Source organism: Loktanella atrilutea (assembly GCF_900128995.1).
In the GTDB taxonomy this organism is placed as follows: domain Bacteria; phylum Pseudomonadota; class Alphaproteobacteria; order Rhodobacterales; family Rhodobacteraceae; genus Loktanella; species Loktanella atrilutea.
On sequence record NZ_FQUE01000006.1, the window covers coordinates 15,422 to 32,423 of the forward strand.

Genomic DNA, 17,002 nt, shown 5'->3' on the forward strand with positions numbered 1-17,002 from the left:
GTCAGCTCATCCACTGGCCGCCGTCGACGTTGTAGCATTGCGAGACGATGTAGTTCGCCTCGTCCGACGCAAGGAAGACGGCCATGCCGGTCAGGTCGGCGGGGACGGCAAAGCGGCCGGCGGGGACGCCGGCGGCGACCTCTGCCTTCTTCTGGCCCAGCTGTTTGCCTTCCAGTTTGGCGAACATGCTGTCGACGTGGTCCCAATGCTCTCCGTCCACGACGCCGGGGGCGATGGCGTTGACGTTGATGCCGTGCTTGATGAGGTTCAGGCCCGCGGACTGGGTCATCGAGATGACGGCGGCCTTGGTGGAACAATAGACCAGCACGAGGGGCTCGCCGCGACGGCCGGCTTGGCTGGCCATGTTGATGATCTTGCCGCCGTGGCCCTGTGCGATCATCTGGCGGGCGGCGGCCTGCATGGTGAAGAGCGTGCCCGCGACGTTGACGGCATAGAGCTTGTCGTAGGAGGCGCGGGTGATGTCGACGGTTTCAGCCGCATCGAAGAGGGCCGCATTGTTGATCAGGATGTCGAGCTTGCCAACCTTGTCCACGACGGTGCTGATCGCCGCGTCGATGCTGGACTGGTCGGTGACGTCGAGCTGCACGGCGTAGGCGCGGTCGCCAAGGTCGCGTGCCGTGGCCTGTGCCGCATCCATGTTGATGTCGGCGATGGCGACGGTGGCGCCCTCACTGATATAGCGTTCGGCGAAGCCGCGACCGATGCCGCGGGCGGAGCCGGTGATGAGGGCCGATTTGTCGGTCAGGCGTGTCATGCGATGCGAAGGCCCTGCGCGTCGAAGCGATGCAGGTGCTGCATCTGCGGCTTCAGGTGGATGGTGTCGCCGTGCTTCAGACCGACCTCTCCGCCCGCGCGGACGGTCATGGGTTCGTCCATCTCGGGGATGTGCACGTGAAAGAAGGTGTCGGAGCCGAGGTGTTCCGCCACGCCCACGCGCCCGGTAAAGGTGCCGCCCTCTGGCACGACGTCGAGGTGTTCGGGACGGATGCCGATGGTGGCCGCGTCATGCTTTTGCGCGGTAGCACCGGTCAGCAAGTTCATCTTGGGGCTGCCGATGAAGCCCGCGACGAAGGTGTTGCGGGGGGCTTTGTACAGATCCAGCGGCGAGCCCACCTGTTCGATGTGACCGGCGCGCAGGACAACGATCTTGTCGGCCATGGTCATCGCTTCGACCTGATCGTGGGTGACGTAGATCATCGTTGTGGCGAGGGTCTTGTGCAGTTCGGAGATTTCCATCCGCATGCCGACGCGCAGGGCGGCGTCGAGGTTCGACAGGGGTTCGTCAAAGAGGAACGCGGCGGGTTCGCGCACGATGGCGCGGCCGATGGCGACGCGCTGGCGCTGGCCGCCCGAAAGCTGGCCCGGACGGCGGTCGAGGTAGTCGGTCAGGTTCAGCGCGGTCGCGGCCTTTGCGATGCGGCGGTCCTGTTCGTCCTGCGGCATGCCCGCCATCTTCATCGGGAAGGCGATGTTCTTGCGGACACTCATGTGCGGGTAGAGCGCGTAGCTTTGGAACACCATGGCGAGACCGCGCTTGGCGGGGGGCAGGTCGGTGGCGGGGTTGCCGTCGATCCGGATCTCTCCGCCCGAGACATCCTCCAGCCCCGCGATCAGGCGCAGGAGGGTCGACTTGCCGCAGCCCGAGGGGCCGACGAAGACGACGAATTCGCCATCCTCGACCGTCAGGTCCAGCGGCGGGATGACTTCGACGTCGCCGAACTTCTTCTGGACCTTGTCGAGTGTGATGCGTCCCATGGTGGTCTCTCCTATTTGACCGCGCCGAAGGTCAGGCCCCGGACGAGTTGTTTCTGGCTGAACCAGCCCATGACGAGGATCGGCGCAATGGCCATGATCGAGGCGGCGCTGAGCTTGGCGTAGAACAGCCCCTCCGGCGCCGAGAAGCTGGAGATGAATTTCGTCAGCGGGGCCGCGCTTACGGTGGTCAGGATGATGGTCCAGAACGCCTCGTTCCACGCGAGGATGATGTTGAGCAGGATGGTCGAGGCGATGCCGGGCACGGCCATCGGGGTCAGGACGTAGATGATCTCGTTGCGCAGGCTCGCGCCGTCCATCCGCGCGGCTTCGAGGATTTCGCCCGGGATTTCGCGGAAGTAGGTGTAGAGCATCCAGACGATGATCGGCAGGTTGATCAGCATCAGGATGACCACCAGCAGGATGCGGCTGTCCATGACGTTGAAATACTTGGCGATCAGGACCAGCGGATAGAGCACGCCGACGGCGGGCAGCATCTTGGTCGAGAGCATCCACATCAGCACGTCCTTGGTCCGCCTGCCCGGCACGAAGGCCATGGCCCAGGCGGCGGGGACGGCGATGATGATGCCCAGCAGGGTCGATCCCACGGCGATGACGATGGAGTTCATCAGGGCCAGCGGGTAGTTCGAGCGGCCCAGCACGGCGGTGTAATTCTCTGTCGTCCAGTCGAAGAAGAACCAGACCGGCGGGTCGGCGATCGCCACCGCTTCGGCCTTGAAGCTGGTCAGGAAGGTCCAGAGGATCGGAAAGAAGATCAGCAGCCCGAAGAACCAGGCGAGGACCGTCCACATCATCTTTTTGCGGGGGGAGATTGCGCGTGCCATGTCTGCGTCCCTTCAGGTGTCGAGGTTCTTGCCGACGATGCGCATCAGGAAGATCGCAACGATGTTGGCGAGGATGACGGCGACGATGCCGCCCGCGCTGCCCAGGCCGATGTTCTGGCTTTCCAGCACGCGCTGGTAGACGAGGTAGGTCAGCGTGCGGGTACCGAAGGCGCCGTTGGTGGTGACGAAGATTTCCGCGAAGATCGACAGAAGAAAGATCGTCTGGATCAGGATGACCACGGTGATCGCGCGGGAAAGGTGCGGCAGGATGATGTACCAGAACCGGCTGTAGCCCGGCGCGCCGTCCATTTCGGCGGCTTCGAGTTGTTCGCTGGACAGCGACTGCACCGCGGTCAGCAGGATCAGGGTCGAAAACGGCAGCCACTGCCACGCCACGATGACGATGATCGAGAAGAGCGGCGCCTGACTGAGGAAGTCGTAGGGCTGGGCGCCGAAGAACTTCCACAAATAGCTGAATAGCCCGTTGTCGGCGTTGAAGAACATGTTCTTCCAGACGAGTGCCGACACGGTGGGCATGACGAAGAAGGGCGCGATCACGAGAATGCGGACGATCCCCTGCCCGAACATCGGCTGGTCGAGCAGAAGCGCCAGCGCGATGCCGCCGCCGATGGTGATGACGAGGATGCCCGCGACCATCTGCAGCGTGACGATCACCGAACTGATGAAGCTGTCGGAGGTCAGAAAGGAGACGTAGTTGTCGAAGCCGATCCATGCGTCGAAGGTCGCCCGCAGCGGACGGTAGTCCGCGAAGGAGAAGTAGAGCGTCATGCACAGCGGCACCAGCATCCACACCAGCAGCACGAAGACGGCCGGTGCGATCATGATGCGTGCGGATGCCTTGGAATGTTCTGTCGCCATGACCGGCTCCTCCCGTCAGGTGATCGGATGCTTGCGAAGATCGCCTGTGACCTGCGAAAGGACCCGGATGGTCTGACCGGGGGCAGGATGCCCTGCCCCCGGTCCGTGGTGCGCCGGGCTTAGTAGCCTGCGGCTTCCATTTCCTCGGACGTGATCGACTGGGCGTTTTCCAGCGCCTGCTCGGCGGTCTGGTTGCCGGCCAGCGCGTCAGAGAACTGCTGACCCACCTGGGTGCCGATGCCCGCGAATTCCGGGATCGCGACGAACTGCACGCCGGTGTAGGGCACTTCCTGCACGCTCGGGTTCTGCGGATCGGCAGAGTTGATGCTGTCGAGCGTCATCTTGGCGAAGGGGGCCGCATCCAGGTATTCCTGGTTCTCGTAAAGGGACTTGCGCGTGCCCGGGGGCACGTTGGCCCAGCCTTCTTCACCGGCGACCAGTTCCGTGTAGGACTGACCGGTGGCCCAGCTGATGAAGTCCTTGGACACGTCGACCTTCTTGGAGGACGACGGGATCGCCAGCGACCATGCCCAGAGCCAGTTGCCGCGCTTGCCCAGACCGTTGTCGGGGGCCAGCGCGAAACCGACCTGATCGGCGACGGTGCTGTCGGTCGGGTTCGTCACGAAGGATGCGGCGACGGTCGCGTCGATCCACATGCCGCACTTGCCCTGCTGGAACAGTGTCAGGTTTTCGTTGAAGCCGTTGTTGGCGGCGCCGGCGGGGCCGGATTCCTCCATCATGCCGAGGTAGAAGTCGATGGTGTTCTTCCACTCTTCGCTGTCGAACTGGGGCTTCCAGTCCATGTCGAACCAGCGGGCGCCGAAGGAGTTGGACATGGCGGTCAGGAAGGCCATGTTCTCGCCCCAGCCGGCCTTGCCGCGGGCACAGATGCCGTTGATGTCGGCATCGCGGTCGGTCATCTTCTGCGCCGCTTCGCGGATGAAGTCCCAGGTGGGGGCCTCGGGCATTTCCAGCCCGGCCTTTTCCATCAGGTCCTTGCGGTACATGACCATCGAGGATTCACCGTAGAACGGCGCGGCATAGAGCGTGCCGTCGACGGTCAGGCCGCCGGCGATGGCGGGCAGCAGGTCGTCCTTGTTCCAGTCGTCGGACATGCCGTCCTCGAGAGAGGTCAGCCAGCCGTTCTTGCCCCAGATCGGCGCTTCGTAGGTACCGATGGTCATGATGTCGTACTGGCCGCCACCGGTAGAGATGTCGGTGGTCACGTTCTGACGCAGCACGTTTTCTTCCAGCACGACCCAGTTGATGGTGTTGCCGGTTTCCTGCTCCCACTGGGGTGCAAGTTTCTGCATCCGCACCATGTCGCCGTTGTTCACGGTGGCGATAGTGATCTCTTCCGCCATGGCGGCAGAGGCGAGGCCGACGAGCAGGCCGAAGCCCACGGTCGTGCCGAGGATTGTCGTCTTCATATTCATTGAAAGCCCTCCCAAGCCTTTTACACGCGTCAAGTCTAGGCGGAGCGTTCGCCCCCGGTCAACACAAAATTTCGATAATCCTTGCCGCAGCGCAGCAATCGATCATCGCTCACGCAGAACTTCGGATCTTCATCACCCCGTCCATCAGCTTTACGATCTGATTTCCGGTCTGATTTTCCGCGCGCAACTTTTCCTGCAACCGGTCCACGGCGGCCTGTCCGATGGCATCGACATCCTGCGCGACGGTGGTCAGCGGCGGGCTGGTGAAGGGGCACAGGGGGTAGTCGTCGTGGCCGGCGATTCGCAGGCCGCCCCGGCGCAGGGCACCCGGTTCCAGCCCGTGCTGCGCCGCCGCGCGCAACGCGCCGATGGCGACACGGTCGTTGACGCAGAGCACGGTGCTGTCAAGCAGCGCGCCGCGGGCGAAGTGGTCGGACATCACCGCCAGACCATGCGATTCGAAGTAGGCACCGGGGGCCGTCATCTCGGTCCCGATGACGACGGGTTCGAGGTCGCGTTCGATCATCCGGGCGATATAGGCATTCTCGCGCTCGACCGCGTTGAAGTTCACCCGCGGCATGGCGAGGAATACCGGCGGGCTGCCGACCCGGCACAGGTAATCGACCATCATGCTGGTGCTTTGCTTATGATCGGTACCGACGAAATCGACGCCTGTCAGCAGCTTGGGGCGGGAATCGAACAGGACGAAGGGCATGCGGGCGTTCAGCCTTTCGTAGACGTGCAGGTCGCTGTGGTTGCCCAAGGGGGCCACGATCGCGCCGTCGACGTTCATCGACAGGAAGGTCTCTGCCGCGCGGGCCTCGATCTCCGGGTCGGAATGGGAGCACTGGCTGATGACAGTGTACCCCGCCGCCATCGCCGCGCGTTCGATCGATTCGAGCAGGCGGGTGAAGAAGAGGTCGTTGAGATAGGGTATGATGACGCCGATCATGCCGGTCGTCTTGCGGTTCATCCGGGTCGCGAAGAAGTTCGGCGTATAGTCCACCCGGTCCAGCCCGGTGCGAATCCGCTCGACCGAGGAACGGCTGACCTTGGTCGGGTCCTGAAAGTAGCGCGACAGCGTGGGACGCGAGACGCCGATGGCGGCGGAGAGCTCCTCCATGGTGTGGATTTTCGGCTTCGGCATGGGTCTGATCCTTTGCAGATCGGCTCTGCCGGAAAAGGGTATGACAAAAATGCGGCGCTGTAAGCCGTCAATTCTTTACATCGGTAAATTATTTTGACCGCGGGACTGGACGGGGCGGGAACCTCTGCCACAGGCGCCGACCGGCTGCGGTCCCGCGGGCCGCAACGGTTGACGGCACCATGGCAAGCCTTAAAGAAGGACTGGCATCCGCGCAGACCGGCCCACCGGTCCGGACCGGTGCGTTGGGGAGGACGGCAGGACAGTGTTACGTAGTCTGAGTTTCGTGGCGGCCGCGATCAGCCGGCTGAACTGGGCGATCGGCCAGACGTTTTCATGGCTGAGCCTTGGCATCGTGCTGGTCTGCTTCACCGTCGTGGTGCTGCGCTATGTCTTCGCCACGAGCTTCCTCTGGTTGCAGGATCTGTATATCTGGCTGAATGGCGCGATGTTCATGGCAGTCGCAGGCTTTGCCCTGCTGCGTGACGATCATGTGCGCGTCGACATCTTCTATCGCCCCGCCCGGATGCGGACACGCGCCGCCGTCGACCTGCTGGGCGTGCTGGTCTTCCTGCTGCCATTCTGCTGGATCGTGCTGGTCTACTCCCTGCCCTTCGTGCAGCGGGCGTGGTCGTACCACGAGGCCTCGGCCAACGTGGGCGGGATGCCGGGGCTTTATATCCTCAAGACCTTCATCATCGGCTTTGCCGTGCTGCTGGCGCTGCAGGGCATCGCCATGCTGTGCCGGTCGGTGCTGGTGCTGGCGGGGCGTCCCGAACTGGTGCCAGCGATGATGGCCTATCCCGTCAAGGCCGCCGATGCCGAGGCACAAGCGATCGAAGGACTGCACTGATGGATCCGGTCACACTGGGCGAGACGCTCGCCGGTCTCATGTTCTTCGGCATCATCGGCTTCCTGCTGCTGGGCTTTCCGGTCGCCTTCTCGCTGGCCGGGGTCAGCCTTGGCTTCGGCACGCTGGGCTGGGCGCTGGGCGTGTTCGATCCGTCGAATTTCGGGTCTCTGCCGAACCGCTATATCGGGTTCATGACCAACGAGGTGCTGGTGGCGGTGCCGCTCTTCATCTTCATGGGGGTGATGCTGGAGCGATCACAGATCGCGGAGCAGCTGCTGCTGACGATGGGCAAGCTGTTCGGCAACCTGCGCGGCGGTCTGGGGATTTCGGTCATCCTCGTCGGCGCGATGCTGGCGGCCTCCACCGGGGTCGTGGGGGCGACGGTGGTCACGATGGGCCTGATTTCCCTGCCGGCGATGCTGCGGGCGGGCTATGATCCCAAGATCGCGACGGGGGTGATCTGCGCCTCGGGCACCCTGGGGCAGATCATTCCGCCTTCGACCGTGCTGATCTTCATGGGGGACATGCTGTCTGGCATCAATTCGCAGGTCCAGATGGCCAAGGGCAACTTTGCCCCGGTGCCGGTGTCCGTGGGCGATCTGTTCGCGGGCGCAATCCTGCCGGGGCTGCTGCTGGTGGGCCTCTACCTCGGCTATACGATCTTCAAGGCAGTGGTCGATCCGCAGTCCCTGCCCGCCACGCCGGTCAGCCCGGAGGAGCGCGCGACGCTGGGCCGCGACATCATGGTGGCACTGGTGCCGCCCCTGTTGCTGATCATGGCGGTGCTGGGGTCGATTCTGGGCGGAATCGCCACGCCGACGGAAGCCGCCTCGGTCGGGGCGGTCGGCGCGATGATCCTTGCCGCCCTGCGCTGGCGGCTGTCGTTCTCGATCCTGCGGCAGACGGTGATCAGCACGGCGACGATCACCTCGATGGTCTTCGTGATCCTGCTGGGCGCGTCGGTGTTTTCCGTCGTGTTCCGGCTGATGGGCGGCGACAACCTGGTGCACGAGTTCCTGTCGACACTGCCGGGCGGCACGCTGGCCGCGGTCGCGGTCGTCATGGCGATCATGTTCCTGCTGGGGTTCATCCTCGACACCTTCGAGATCATCTTCATCGTGATCCCGATCACGGCACCCGTGCTGCTGGCGCTGGACGTGGACCCGGTCTGGCTTGGTGTGCTGGTCGGCGTGAACCTGCAGACGTCCTTTCTGACGCCGCCCTTCGGCTTTGCGCTGTTCTACCTGCGCGGGGTGGCGCCCGCCGACCTGCCGACCTCTGCCATCTACAAGGGGATCATCCCTTTCGTGATCCTGCAGATCATCGCGATCGCGATCCTGTTCGCGTTCCCCGGCATCGTGACCTGGCTGCCGCGGCTGATCGCGGGGTGAATGGTGTCGGACCGGCGGGTGCCGGTCCGATCCGCCGGGGGGCCAGCCCCCCGGACCCCCCGAGGTATTTTCGACGAGAAGAAGGGGGACCGCGTCCGGCACGGCAGACGAAAAAGGCCCGGACGGGATGTCCGGGCCTTTTGCATCTTGCGCAGGCGGTAAGCCTCAGAGGGTGAGGTACTTTTCGCGCGCCTGGACGAAGGGAGCGTCGATTTCCTGGGTGCGGGTGCGCAGGATCTTGAGCGACTCGACGAAGCTTTCCGCCGTCTTCTTGACCATGGCGTCGCCGTTGTCGCGCAGGTCGGTCAGGACCTCCATCGAGGCCTTGGCGCCGGCTTCGAGGATGCTGTCGGGGAACTGGTGAACCATGACGCCGTGGTCGTTGACCAGCGTCTGCAGCGCGCGCGGGTCGTTGGCGACGAAGTCGGCGGCGACCATGTCGTATTCCGCCTGGGAGCAGTCCCGCACGATGGCCTGCAGATCCTCGGGCAGGGCCTGATACTTCGCCTTGTCGACGACGAGTTCCGTGGCGAGGCCCGGTTCCACGAAGCTGGGGAAGTAGTAGTTCTTGCAGACCTGATAGAAGCCCAGGGCGAGGTCGTTGTAGGGGCCGACGAATTCGGCGGTGTCAAGCGTGCCTGACTGCAGCGCCTGGAAGATCTCTCCTGCCGCCATGTTGGTCACGGTGGCGCCGAGCTTTTCCCAGACCTGGCCGCCGAGGCCGGGCGTGCGGAAGCGCAGGCCGTTGATATCCTCGACACCGGTCAGTTCGTTCTTGAACCAGCCGCCGGCCTGCGTGCCGGTGTTGCCGGACAGGAAGCCCTGCACGCCGAACTGGTCGTAGACTTCGTCCCAGATCTCTTGCCCGCCCATGAAGCGGACCCAGGCGCCGAGTTCCTGCGTCGTCATGCCGTAGGGCACGCCGGTGAAGAACGACAGTGCCGCGGACTTGTTCTGCCAGTAGTAGGCGGCGCCGTGCGACATCTCTGCGGTGCCGTCGATGACGGCATCGAGGGACTGCAGCGGCGGCACCATTTCACCGGCGGAGTAGACCTGCACGGTCAGGCGGCCGCCGGAGGCGGCGGTGATGCGGTCGGCCAGACGCTGGGCGCCGACGCCGAGGCCGGGGAAGTTCTTGGGCCATGTGGTGACCATGCGCCAGGTCGTGTTGCCTTGGGCGACGGCGGGTGCGGCGAGGGCCGTGGCGGTGGCGCCGAGCGCGCCGGTGCGGATGAATGAACGACGATCCATTGTGTAACCTCCTGTGACAATGATCACGGGGCCGCCGGGTTCTGGCACGCCCTTGACGCGCAGTCAAAGCAGGCAGCGTGCGCCTTGTCCACCGTCCAGCGCCCGGATCGGTGCAAAAACGGACGGATGGGGCGGTGCGGCGGCGGTCGGGTGCTGCGGGTGGTGACCGGTGTCCTCGGTGACGCTGAGTTCGGTCCTTCGATAGGCGCGGCGGACGCGGGCCAGCGGGTTGGACAGGACAAAGCCCGCGACCAGCGGGGCGACGCCGGGGATCAGGCGATTGGGGGTCTGCTCGCCAGATCGGAAGGCGTGGCGGCGGTGGCGACGTCGGTCCGTATCAGGTGGGCATGGCGCAGGAAGGCAGAGCCGCGGTGCGTCAGGGTGATGCCGCGGGCGCGGCGGTCGAAAAGGGCGACGTCGGGGTCGCGTTCCAGCAGCTGGATCGCCTCTGGCACCGAGGATCGAGGGATCGACAGCGCCTTTGCCGCGCGCGAGATGGACCCCAGTTCTGCCGCGGCGACGAAGACCTGAAGCTGGCGGAAGGTGAAGACCATGGCGCGGTCCGGCCTTTGGGCGGGCGTGAGTCCTGCATCGGTCAGGCCGGTGCCCGATCAAGCCCGGATCGTGCCGCACGTGGCTTAGCGCAGGCTGGTGGCGCCCTTCGTCGGGGTCGTCGCATCGCCCTGCCCGGCGGCGCCGGTCTGGCGCAGGCGCGGTGGCCGGCTGGCCCGTGCCGCATCGGCCATGCGGGCGGCGACGTAGCAGATCAGCACCGCGATGGGCGGTAGGATCCACGGCAGGACAGGCATGTCGCCTTCTGCGATCATCAGGATCTGGCCTGACAGCGACAGCATGGTGCCCAGACCGAACACAAGAAGGCCGTGACCGCCCATCAGCCGCAGCGGACCGGCGGCGCGCGAGGCACAGAGGCGTGTGACGACGGGCAGGCAGGACAGGACGTAGACCAGCAACAGCATGTGCAGCAGGCGCGGCAGGGCGAGGATCGTCTTGTCGTGGGACACGACATTGCGCGGTGCACCCAGCGCGCCCAGCTGCGCCATCTTGTGATTCATCACCTCTGCCAGCCCCGGCATGTGCCGCCAGGCGAAGGCGAAGACCAGCAACGCCAGGGCGACGGCGAAGGCCGGACGGGACACGGGCACGAGGCGGCGGTCGTTGCGATGCCGGACGCCGATCACGAGACCCACGACGAAGATGAACTGCCATGCGGCCGGGCTGAGGAACCAGTTGCCGCCGCCCGGCGCATAGGGAATGTTCCATCCTTGCTGGCCTGCCACCAGCCAGAGCGCGGCGCTCGCGGCCAAGGTCAGCCACGGCGCACGGACTGCGGCGGCGAGGACGAAGGGCGCGCCGATCAGCAGGACGATATAGGACGGCAGGATGTTGACGTAGCCAAGCTGGTAGCGCAGCGTGGCCAGCCCCAGCAGGGCGGGACCGGTCTTGTCGTAGATCAGCGACAGGCCGTGCATCTCGCGGAACTCTGCCCGGTAGAAGGTGGTGGCCGACCAGGCGAAGAGCGCTAGCGCCAGCACGCTGAGCAGGATCTGCACGGTATAGAGCGTCCACGCGCGCCGCCACATCGGCGCGATGGCATCCCAGAGCCGCCCTTCCCGCGAGAGCCAGCGGGCCACGCCGGGCGAATAGGCGATCCCGGCGGCGATGCCCGACATGATGAAGAACGCCTCTGCCGCGTCGGAGAAGCCGATGTTGCGGACGGTGATGTTTTCCCACGGGTTGCCGGGCATGTGGTCGATGACGATCATCATCAGCGCAAGGCCGCGGAAGGCGTCGATGCGCGGGTCGCGGGGGCGCGACGGGGCGATCAGGCCCTGCCGGATCGGAATCAGCTTGGCGTCAGGCCGAGCGGGCGATTGCGCCATGGGCCACCCCCTCTGCCGGGCGGTCGATGTCGAGACGCCGGCGATAGCCCGCAATCACCGGAGACAGGGCCGTATCCTCGGGCACGGCAAAGAGCCAGCCGCCGCCGGACCACGAGGTCGTGGCGATCAGCAACGGGGCGAGGATCATCGGCACCGTGACGGGCAACAGCCAGAGCACGAGGTCCGGGGCCGCGAAGAAGACGAAGGCCGAGGTGGCGAGGCCGATCAGGACGATCCAGCGCCCGGCGCGCCAGCCGTCGGCCAGCGACAGCCGCCCTTCGCCCCTTGCGGTGGCAGGCCAGCCACCGTCGCGGCCCGAGACGACCTCTGCCACGGCGCGGGTCTGGTACATCAGCATCAGGGGGGCGATCAGGGCGGTCAGCAGGGTTTCCGACAGGACCGACAGGGCAGACCGGCGGCGGCCGCCGAAGGCGGCGCTGCGGTTGGTCGCGATCGACTCCAGCAGGATGGCGATCTTGGGCAGCAGCAGCAGGCCGCCGACACCGCAGGCCAGCGCCACGATCTGCGTGGTCTTGTCGTCGGGGAAAACGGGAAAGAGCTGGTAGGCGTCCGGGAAGTAATTCGGCGCGCCGGCGGTGGCGGTGGCCAGCAACGAGACGATCAGGAAAGCGCCCCAGGCGACGGACACGAGGTAGGACAGGATGCCCTGCACGAAGACGAAACGGCTCCACCCCCGTAGCCCCGGCGCGCCGAGCAGGCGGATGTGCTGCAGGTTGCCTTGGCACCAGCGGCGGTCGCGGCGGGCGAAGGCGAGCAGGTTTTCGGGCCCCTCCTCGAACGAGCCGCCGATGCGGGGGTCCATTTCCACGCGCCAGCCGCCACGGACCAGCAGCGCCGCCTCGACGTAGTCGTGGGACAGGATGGTGCCGCCGAAGGGGGGCGGCCCCGACAGTTCGGGCAGCGCGCAGCATTGCGCAACGGCGCGGACGCGGGTGATGGCATTGTGGCCCCAGAACGGTCCGGCGGGCCCTTGCATCCTGGCCAGCCCGCGGGCGAAGACGGCGGAGTGGAAGCTGGCGGAGAACTGCATCGCGCGGCCGAAGAGGGTCGTGGCACCGACGATGCGCGGCAGGGTCTGCAGCAGGCCGATGCCGGGGTCCGCCTCCATCCGGGCCACGAGGTGGTGGATGGTGGCGCCTTCCATCAGGCTGTCGGCGTCGAGCATCACCGCGTAGATGTAGGCGCCGCCGGAGGTGCGGATGAAATCCTCGACATTGCCGGCCTTGCGGCCGTGGTGGTCGGTGCGGGCACGGTAATAGACGCGGTTCGGCCCTTCACGTTCGCTGAAGAGCGATGAAAGCGCCGTCTGTTCGGCCTTCAGCGCCAAGGGGTCGGAGGTGTCGGAGAGGATCGCGAAATCGGCGGGCACACCTGCGTCGCGCATCGACTGGCGCATGGCGGCGACCCGGGCGCAGACCTCGACCGGGTTTTCGTTGCAGATCGGGACGAGGATGACGGTCGCCGGGAACGGGCCGTCGGGGAGATCGACCTTTGGCAGCGGGCCGAGGGGCGGCACGCCGATGAAGGCCTGTGCCGCGCCCCAGGCCAGCCAGGCCGTGGTCAGGGCGATGAGGGCGACGGCTGCGGCATCCCAAGGGTCGAAGCCCGTGTTCAGGCCAGCCTGAGCGAGCGTCGCCGCGGCTGCGGCGGCGCAAAGGCCCGCAAACACCAGACCCGCCAATCGGGACAGGCGGGTCGATGCGGGTTGCAGATGGGGTTGCGCGGAGGCCGCAGGACGCATGTCAGGCGTTGCGCAGGAACAGGCGGCTGAACGCCATCACCAGCGCACCGACGCGGTCGCGTTCCAGCACCTGACGCGGCATGTCGAGCGGAGCATAGGCAGGTTGCCAGTCCGCAGCGGTGCCGGCGACCTCGGTCGTGTCGTTTACTCTTTGAGCCATTGGTATACCCAGGTTTCTGTCAGCGGCCGGTCGCCTGCACCCAGATGGGCCCGCAGTTCGACGGTCGCGTTATTGTCGGCAACAACCTCGATCACGAGGCGCCACATGTGATCGTGTCCATCGACCTTCTGCAGCACCTCTTGCGTGATGGTTCCACCGACGACGTCCACTTGGGCGCTAACGGGGGAGTCTTCAATAGGTTCCCCCAGGGACGCACCTTCGAAATCGATGACGAACTTTCGCCGGTCCGTGCGCGGCTTCAGGCCGCCGACGCCTCCATTTCCGGCAAGGGTGCGCGAAACCTGTGCGAGTTGCGAACTTGCGCCCGCAGGCTCCGCCCCCCACAGCAGGCGGTAGGACAGGCGCTTTTCGTCGCCGCCCTTAAAGTCGCCGGCGGGGATCCAGAAAGCGACGATGTTGTCGTTGGCTTCCAGCTCTGACGGGATCTCGATCAGGCGGACATTACCGGTGCCCCAGTCGTCCAGCGGCTGCACCATCAGGCTGGGCCGCATTTCGTAATGTGCGCCAGCGTCAAGGTAGTCGTCGAAGCCGCGATGCCGTTGCACGAGGCCGAAGGACTGCGGCGCGGGGGTCGAGAAATAGGAGTTCGCCAGCCGCGGCGGGTTATTGAGCACACGGTAGAGCGTGTTCGCTTCGGTGTTGATGACCAGCGCCTCGCTGTCGTGGACCCGTTCGCGATAGTCGTCGAAATGGCCACGGTCGTTGGGCCCGAAGAGAAACATCGAGGTCAGCGGCGCGATGCCAAGCTGCGCCACGTCGTTGCGGAAGAAGAGGTCCGTGGTGACGTCCATCGTCGTCGTCTCTCCCGGCGTCAGCACGAAGCGGTAGGCCCCGACGACGGACTGGCTGTCGAGCAGCGCGTAGAAGCGGATCGCGGTGTCGCCGGGGGCGGGACGTTCCAGCCAGAAGGCCGTGAACATCGGAAATTCTTCCTCTTCCGAGGTTGCGGTATTCACCGCGAGGCCGCGGGCGCTGAGGCCGTAGCGGTTGCCCGCCCCCAGCGCGCGGAAATAGCTGGCGCCGAGGAAGGACACGACCTCGTCATAGCGGTCCGGGGCGTTCAGGGGCGCGTTCAGGCGGAAGCCCGCGACGCCCGGCAGGTCGGTGCCGGCGGGCATCAGTTCTGCCGCCTTGCCGTAGTAGTTGAAATCGTCGGTGGTAAAGACCAGCGGGCGGGCGCGGCCTTCGGCGACCTCGAACAGTTGCACGGTCGTGTCGAAAAGCCAGCCGGGGTGGTAGGCATGCAGAACCGCGGTCGCGGCCGGACCGGCCCAGAGGGCACTGTCTTCCTTGAACTGGATGTTGCGGTAGGCGTCGTAGTCCAGATCGGCGAAGGGTGCACCAAGGGAAGCGACGGGCTCGTAGTCGCTGCCCGCCATCGTCTTGGCCCGGGCGATCAGGGTGTCGTAGTCGAAGGGGACCGCGTCGTTGGCGGAAGCCGTGGCCTGCTGTGCGGCCAGACGGGCCGACGGCAGAACAGCGGCAAGCGCGGCAACGGACAGGCCGCCGCGCAGGAAGGTCCGTCGCGACGGGTGGAACGGGCGGGCGGGCATGGGCATCTGGCGTCGGCTTCCGATTCGTGCTGCACTGCAGAATGCACGGCAAAACCTCACGACTTCAAGACACTCCGCGATATTGCGCGAAGATTTGCTTGGCAGGGTTCGGGACGCTCGACGGCTGACGCAGGGTCAGCCGTGGTTGCCCGCGTGTTGCAGGTGATCGACCGAACGGCCCGCCGCTGCGGCCTTGCCCTCTGCCGCCCAGAGAAGGCCGCGACGCAGCATCTCGGCCGGGGGGCCATCGGCGATCACGGATGCACGGTGGCCCAGCGCATTGTAGTAGACCCGGCCAAGGCCCCAGGCCCGTGTCCAGGCGACGGGCATGTACACCGGGCCGTTGGGGCTGTGATACCATGTCACGACATCGGTGCGGGTGGTTGCCAGCACGATGTTGGCGGGGTCAGTGTGCAGGTAGTATTGCTCTGTCTCGACGTCGAAATCCGGCAGGCCGGCGACGAGGGGGTCGTCGGACGTGATGGTGATGCGATGCTTCACCCCGTCGCCGCCGGGATGGGCGACCCAGTTGGCGCCGGTGATGAATTGCCAGAGAGGATTGCCGCGGAAGGCGTCGCACATGCCGCCGTGACAGCCTGCGAGGCCGGTGCCGCGGGCCACGGCCTCTGACACGTTGGTGGCGGCCGTGCGGGACAACTCTGACATCGTCCAGACCGGGACGATCAGGTCGAGGGATCGCAGCAGGTCGGGATCGTCGAAGGGCGCGAGGCTGTCAGTCATGGTAACATCGACGCCTTCCGCCACCAGCATGTCGCGGAACAGGGCGGCGACGCGGTCGGGTTCGTGGCCGTCCCAGCCACCCCATGTGATCAGGGCTTTCATGACAGTGCTCCTTTCAAGGGTCGTCGCGGCGCACGCCGGACAGGCGTGGCACGGGGGTTGCAACCGCGTCGCGCAACACGATGGGTTCGACGCGGCCCGGCCGCCGGGTGGCGGCGGCGCGGCGCGGGGCGGCGGGTCGTGCGGGGCGTCGGAACGGGCGCATCAGCAGCGACCAGAGCATGCGGATCAAGGCCCAGCCCAGCAGGAAACCCACGCCCCCCGTCACGACGCCGGCGGCGGTCACCGGCATCGCAGGGCGATAGTCAGCCCACGTCGCGGCAAAGGTGGCAGGATCGCCAAGGCGCTGCGGCATGGTGATGCGGTCCAGCGGGCTGGCGGCGCGCAGGGTGGCAAGGTTGTCGGACAGCACGGCATAGCGGCGGAAGGTGCGGCGCATGTCGGCCTGCCGGTCGGCAAGGAAGGGTGTGCCGCTCAGTTCCGACAGGGCCTGCCCCCGGGTCAGGCCGGCCCGCATGGCCGAAGCCTCGAAATCCGTGACGACGATTTCCAGCGCATCCACCTGCCCCGCGAGGCGTTGCAGGTATTGCTGCGCAAATTCAGGATATTGCGAACATACGGCCGCACCCGCGATGCCACCGGCAAGGGCGAGGGTCCGGATCATGGCGCGACCGGATCGTCGAGCCATGCAAGGACCCGTGCGGCGTCCTGATCGGGGGGATAGACCGGGTAGTTCACCTGCGAGATCACGCTGTCGCGCAGAATCAGGGTGCAGCGTTTCAGAAGGGTCATACCGTCCGCCTGGAACGTCGGCAGGTTCAGGGCGCGGGTCAGCGACAGGTCCGCGTCCGACAGAAGCGGATAGGGCAGATGCAGGCGGCTGACTGCCTCGGCCTGCCAGGCGGTGGTCTGGGTCGAGAGGCCGAAGAGGTGGTCGACGCCCCGGTCGCGCAGATCGGCGAAGTGATCGCGGTAGGCGCAGGACTGCGGCGTGCAGCCGCGTGCGCCCGGCGTCGCGTCCCAGTCAGCGGGCAACGGGCGGTCGGGGCGCCCGGTCATCGGGTAGATGTAAATCACCGCGAGGCCGGGCAGCGCCGAGAGGTCGACGGTGCGGCCATCGGTGGCGGGCAAGGCGACCGGCGGCATTGCAAGGCCGGTCAGATGCGCGGCCCCTCCATCGTCGCGCGGCGCGGGGATCGTCGTCCAGTCGACGGAGGTGAGTGACATGGATT

Annotated in this window: 17 protein-coding genes; 2 read left to right on the forward strand and 15 right to left on the reverse strand. The window is 66.1% G+C overall.

From position 1 onward, the window contains the following. Nucleotide 1 precedes the first annotated feature (1 nt). The 6 genes from BUA54_RS12945 to BUA54_RS12970 form a co-directional block, all read right to left on the reverse strand. On the reverse strand, nt 2-775 hold the full coding sequence (locus BUA54_RS12945; protein WP_072857683.1) for an L-iditol 2-dehydrogenase: 774 nt from the start codon (nt 773-775) through the stop codon (nt 2-4). Further along, nucleotides 772-1,776: an ABC transporter ATP-binding protein gene (locus BUA54_RS12950; RefSeq protein WP_072857684.1), complete on the reverse strand. Its 1,005-nt coding sequence runs from the start codon at nt 1,774-1,776 to the stop codon at nt 772-774. The genes BUA54_RS12945 and BUA54_RS12950 overlap by 4 nt, the downstream gene beginning before the upstream one ends. Nucleotides 1,777-1,787: 11 nt before the next feature. After that, complete coding sequence (locus tag BUA54_RS12955; protein ID WP_072857685.1) at nt 1,788-2,618, reverse strand: carbohydrate ABC transporter permease; 831 nt, start codon at nt 2,616-2,618, stop codon at nt 1,788-1,790. A gap of 12 nt (nt 2,619-2,630) precedes the next feature. Next, entirely contained in the window at nt 2,631-3,497 is an 867-nt protein-coding gene (locus tag BUA54_RS12960) for a carbohydrate ABC transporter permease (RefSeq protein ID WP_072857686.1), read from the reverse strand. Between the two features lie 119 nt (nt 3,498-3,616). Next, entirely contained in the window at nt 3,617-4,933 is a 1,317-nt protein-coding gene (locus BUA54_RS12965; protein WP_072857687.1) for an ABC transporter substrate-binding protein, read from the reverse strand. 109 nt (nt 4,934-5,042) lie between these two features. Continuing rightward, the gene (locus BUA54_RS12970; RefSeq protein WP_072857688.1) at nt 5,043-6,080 is read right to left on the reverse strand and encodes a LacI family DNA-binding transcriptional regulator; all 1,038 of its coding nucleotides are present in this window, start codon (nt 6,078-6,080) and stop codon (nt 5,043-5,045) included. A gap of 262 nt (nt 6,081-6,342) precedes the next feature. On the opposite strand from BUA54_RS12970, the gene BUA54_RS12975 reads away from it, so the two are divergent. Both BUA54_RS12975 and BUA54_RS12980 read left to right on the forward strand, forming a co-directional pair. Then, nucleotides 6,343-6,930: a TRAP transporter small permease subunit gene (locus tag BUA54_RS12975; protein WP_072857689.1), complete on the forward strand. Its 588-nt coding sequence runs from the start codon at nt 6,343-6,345 to the stop codon at nt 6,928-6,930. Further along, the gene (locus tag BUA54_RS12980) at nt 6,930-8,321 is read left to right on the forward strand and encodes a TRAP transporter large permease (RefSeq protein WP_072857690.1); all 1,392 of its coding nucleotides are present in this window, start codon (nt 6,930-6,932) and stop codon (nt 8,319-8,321) included. The genes BUA54_RS12975 and BUA54_RS12980 overlap by 1 nt, the downstream gene beginning before the upstream one ends. A gap of 165 nt (nt 8,322-8,486) precedes the next feature. Here BUA54_RS12980 and BUA54_RS12985 read toward each other — a convergent pair whose 3' ends face one another. The 9 genes from BUA54_RS12985 to BUA54_RS13020 all read right to left on the reverse strand — a co-directional run bounded on the left by BUA54_RS12985 (nt 8,487) and on the right by BUA54_RS13020 (nt 16,997). Beyond that, the gene (locus BUA54_RS12985) at nt 8,487-9,572 is read right to left on the reverse strand and encodes a TRAP transporter substrate-binding protein (RefSeq protein WP_072857691.1); all 1,086 of its coding nucleotides are present in this window, start codon (nt 9,570-9,572) and stop codon (nt 8,487-8,489) included. A gap of 272 nt (nt 9,573-9,844) precedes the next feature. Continuing rightward, a complete protein-coding gene (locus BUA54_RS12990) occupies nt 9,845-10,126 on the reverse strand; it encodes a helix-turn-helix domain-containing protein (protein WP_072857692.1) in 282 nt (93 codons plus the stop codon). 84 nt (nt 10,127-10,210) lie between these two features. Next, on the reverse strand, nt 10,211-11,473 hold the full coding sequence (locus BUA54_RS12995; protein WP_084114396.1) for an OpgC family protein: 1,263 nt from the start codon (nt 11,471-11,473) through the stop codon (nt 10,211-10,213). Beyond that, complete coding sequence (mdoH, locus tag BUA54_RS13000; protein WP_072857693.1) at nt 11,448-13,235, reverse strand: glucans biosynthesis glucosyltransferase MdoH; 1,788 nt, start codon at nt 13,233-13,235, stop codon at nt 11,448-11,450. Before mdoH ends, BUA54_RS12995 begins: the two co-directional genes overlap by 26 nt. A 1-nt stretch (nt 13,236) precedes the next feature. Further along, entirely contained in the window at nt 13,237-13,395 is a 159-nt protein-coding gene (locus BUA54_RS21260) for a hypothetical protein (protein WP_178352749.1), read from the reverse strand. After that, entirely contained in the window at nt 13,380-14,975 is a 1,596-nt protein-coding gene (locus tag BUA54_RS13005) for an OpgD/OpgG family glucan biosynthesis protein (RefSeq protein ID WP_072857694.1), read from the reverse strand. Before BUA54_RS13005 ends, BUA54_RS21260 begins: the two co-directional genes overlap by 16 nt. 129 nt (nt 14,976-15,104) lie before the next feature. Continuing rightward, the gene (locus tag BUA54_RS13010) at nt 15,105-15,812 is read right to left on the reverse strand and encodes a ThuA domain-containing protein (protein WP_072857695.1); all 708 of its coding nucleotides are present in this window, start codon (nt 15,810-15,812) and stop codon (nt 15,105-15,107) included. A 13-nt stretch (nt 15,813-15,825) separates the two neighbouring features. Further along, the gene (locus BUA54_RS13015; RefSeq protein ID WP_072857696.1) at nt 15,826-16,434 is read right to left on the reverse strand and encodes a DUF2937 family protein; all 609 of its coding nucleotides are present in this window, start codon (nt 16,432-16,434) and stop codon (nt 15,826-15,828) included. Continuing rightward, entirely contained in the window at nt 16,431-16,997 is a 567-nt protein-coding gene (locus BUA54_RS13020; protein WP_072857697.1) for a peroxiredoxin, read from the reverse strand. The genes BUA54_RS13015 and BUA54_RS13020 overlap by 4 nt, the downstream gene beginning before the upstream one ends. Between the last annotated feature and the right edge of the window lie 5 nt (nt 16,998-17,002).

What these genes read in the sequence shown, in the direction of transcription:
- BUA54_RS12945 (WP_072857683.1), bottom strand. Translation starts at nt 775, where the DNA reads ATGACACGCCTGACCGACAAATCGGCCCTCATCACCGGCTCCGCCCGC.
- BUA54_RS12950 (WP_072857684.1), bottom strand. Translation starts at nt 1,776, where the DNA reads ATGGGACGCATCACACTCGACAAGGTCCAGAAGAAGTTCGGCGACGTC.
- BUA54_RS12955 (WP_072857685.1), bottom strand. Translation starts at nt 2,618, where the DNA reads ATGGCACGCGCAATCTCCCCCCGCAAAAAGATGATGTGGACGGTCCTC.
- BUA54_RS12960 (WP_072857686.1), bottom strand. Translation starts at nt 3,497, where the DNA reads ATGGCGACAGAACATTCCAAGGCATCCGCACGCATCATGATCGCACCG.
- BUA54_RS12965 (WP_072857687.1), bottom strand. Translation starts at nt 4,933, where the DNA reads ATGAATATGAAGACGACAATCCTCGGCACGACCGTGGGCTTCGGCCTG.
- BUA54_RS12970 (WP_072857688.1), bottom strand. Translation starts at nt 6,080, where the DNA reads ATGCCGAAGCCGAAAATCCACACCATGGAGGAGCTCTCCGCCGCCATC.
- BUA54_RS12980 (WP_072857690.1), top strand. Translation starts at nt 6,930, where the DNA reads ATGGATCCGGTCACACTGGGCGAGACGCTCGCCGGTCTCATGTTCTTC.
- BUA54_RS12985 (WP_072857691.1), bottom strand. Translation starts at nt 9,572, where the DNA reads ATGGATCGTCGTTCATTCATCCGCACCGGCGCGCTCGGCGCCACCGCC.
- BUA54_RS12990 (WP_072857692.1), bottom strand. Translation starts at nt 10,126, where the DNA reads ATGGTCTTCACCTTCCGCCAGCTTCAGGTCTTCGTCGCCGCGGCAGAA.
- BUA54_RS12995 (WP_084114396.1), bottom strand. Translation starts at nt 11,473, where the DNA reads ATGGCGCAATCGCCCGCTCGGCCTGACGCCAAGCTGATTCCGATCCGG.
- mdoH (WP_072857693.1), bottom strand. Translation starts at nt 13,235, where the DNA reads ATGCGTCCTGCGGCCTCCGCGCAACCCCATCTGCAACCCGCATCGACC.
- BUA54_RS21260 (WP_178352749.1), bottom strand. Translation starts at nt 13,395, where the DNA reads ATGGCTCAAAGAGTAAACGACACGACCGAGGTCGCCGGCACCGCTGCG.
- BUA54_RS13005 (WP_072857694.1), bottom strand. Translation starts at nt 14,975, where the DNA reads ATGCCCATGCCCGCCCGCCCGTTCCACCCGTCGCGACGGACCTTCCTG.
- BUA54_RS13010 (WP_072857695.1), bottom strand. Translation starts at nt 15,812, where the DNA reads ATGAAAGCCCTGATCACATGGGGTGGCTGGGACGGCCACGAACCCGAC.
- BUA54_RS13015 (WP_072857696.1), bottom strand. Translation starts at nt 16,434, where the DNA reads ATGATCCGGACCCTCGCCCTTGCCGGTGGCATCGCGGGTGCGGCCGTA.
- BUA54_RS13020 (WP_072857697.1), bottom strand. Translation starts at nt 16,997, where the DNA reads ATGTCACTCACCTCCGTCGACTGGACGACGATCCCCGCGCCGCGCGAC.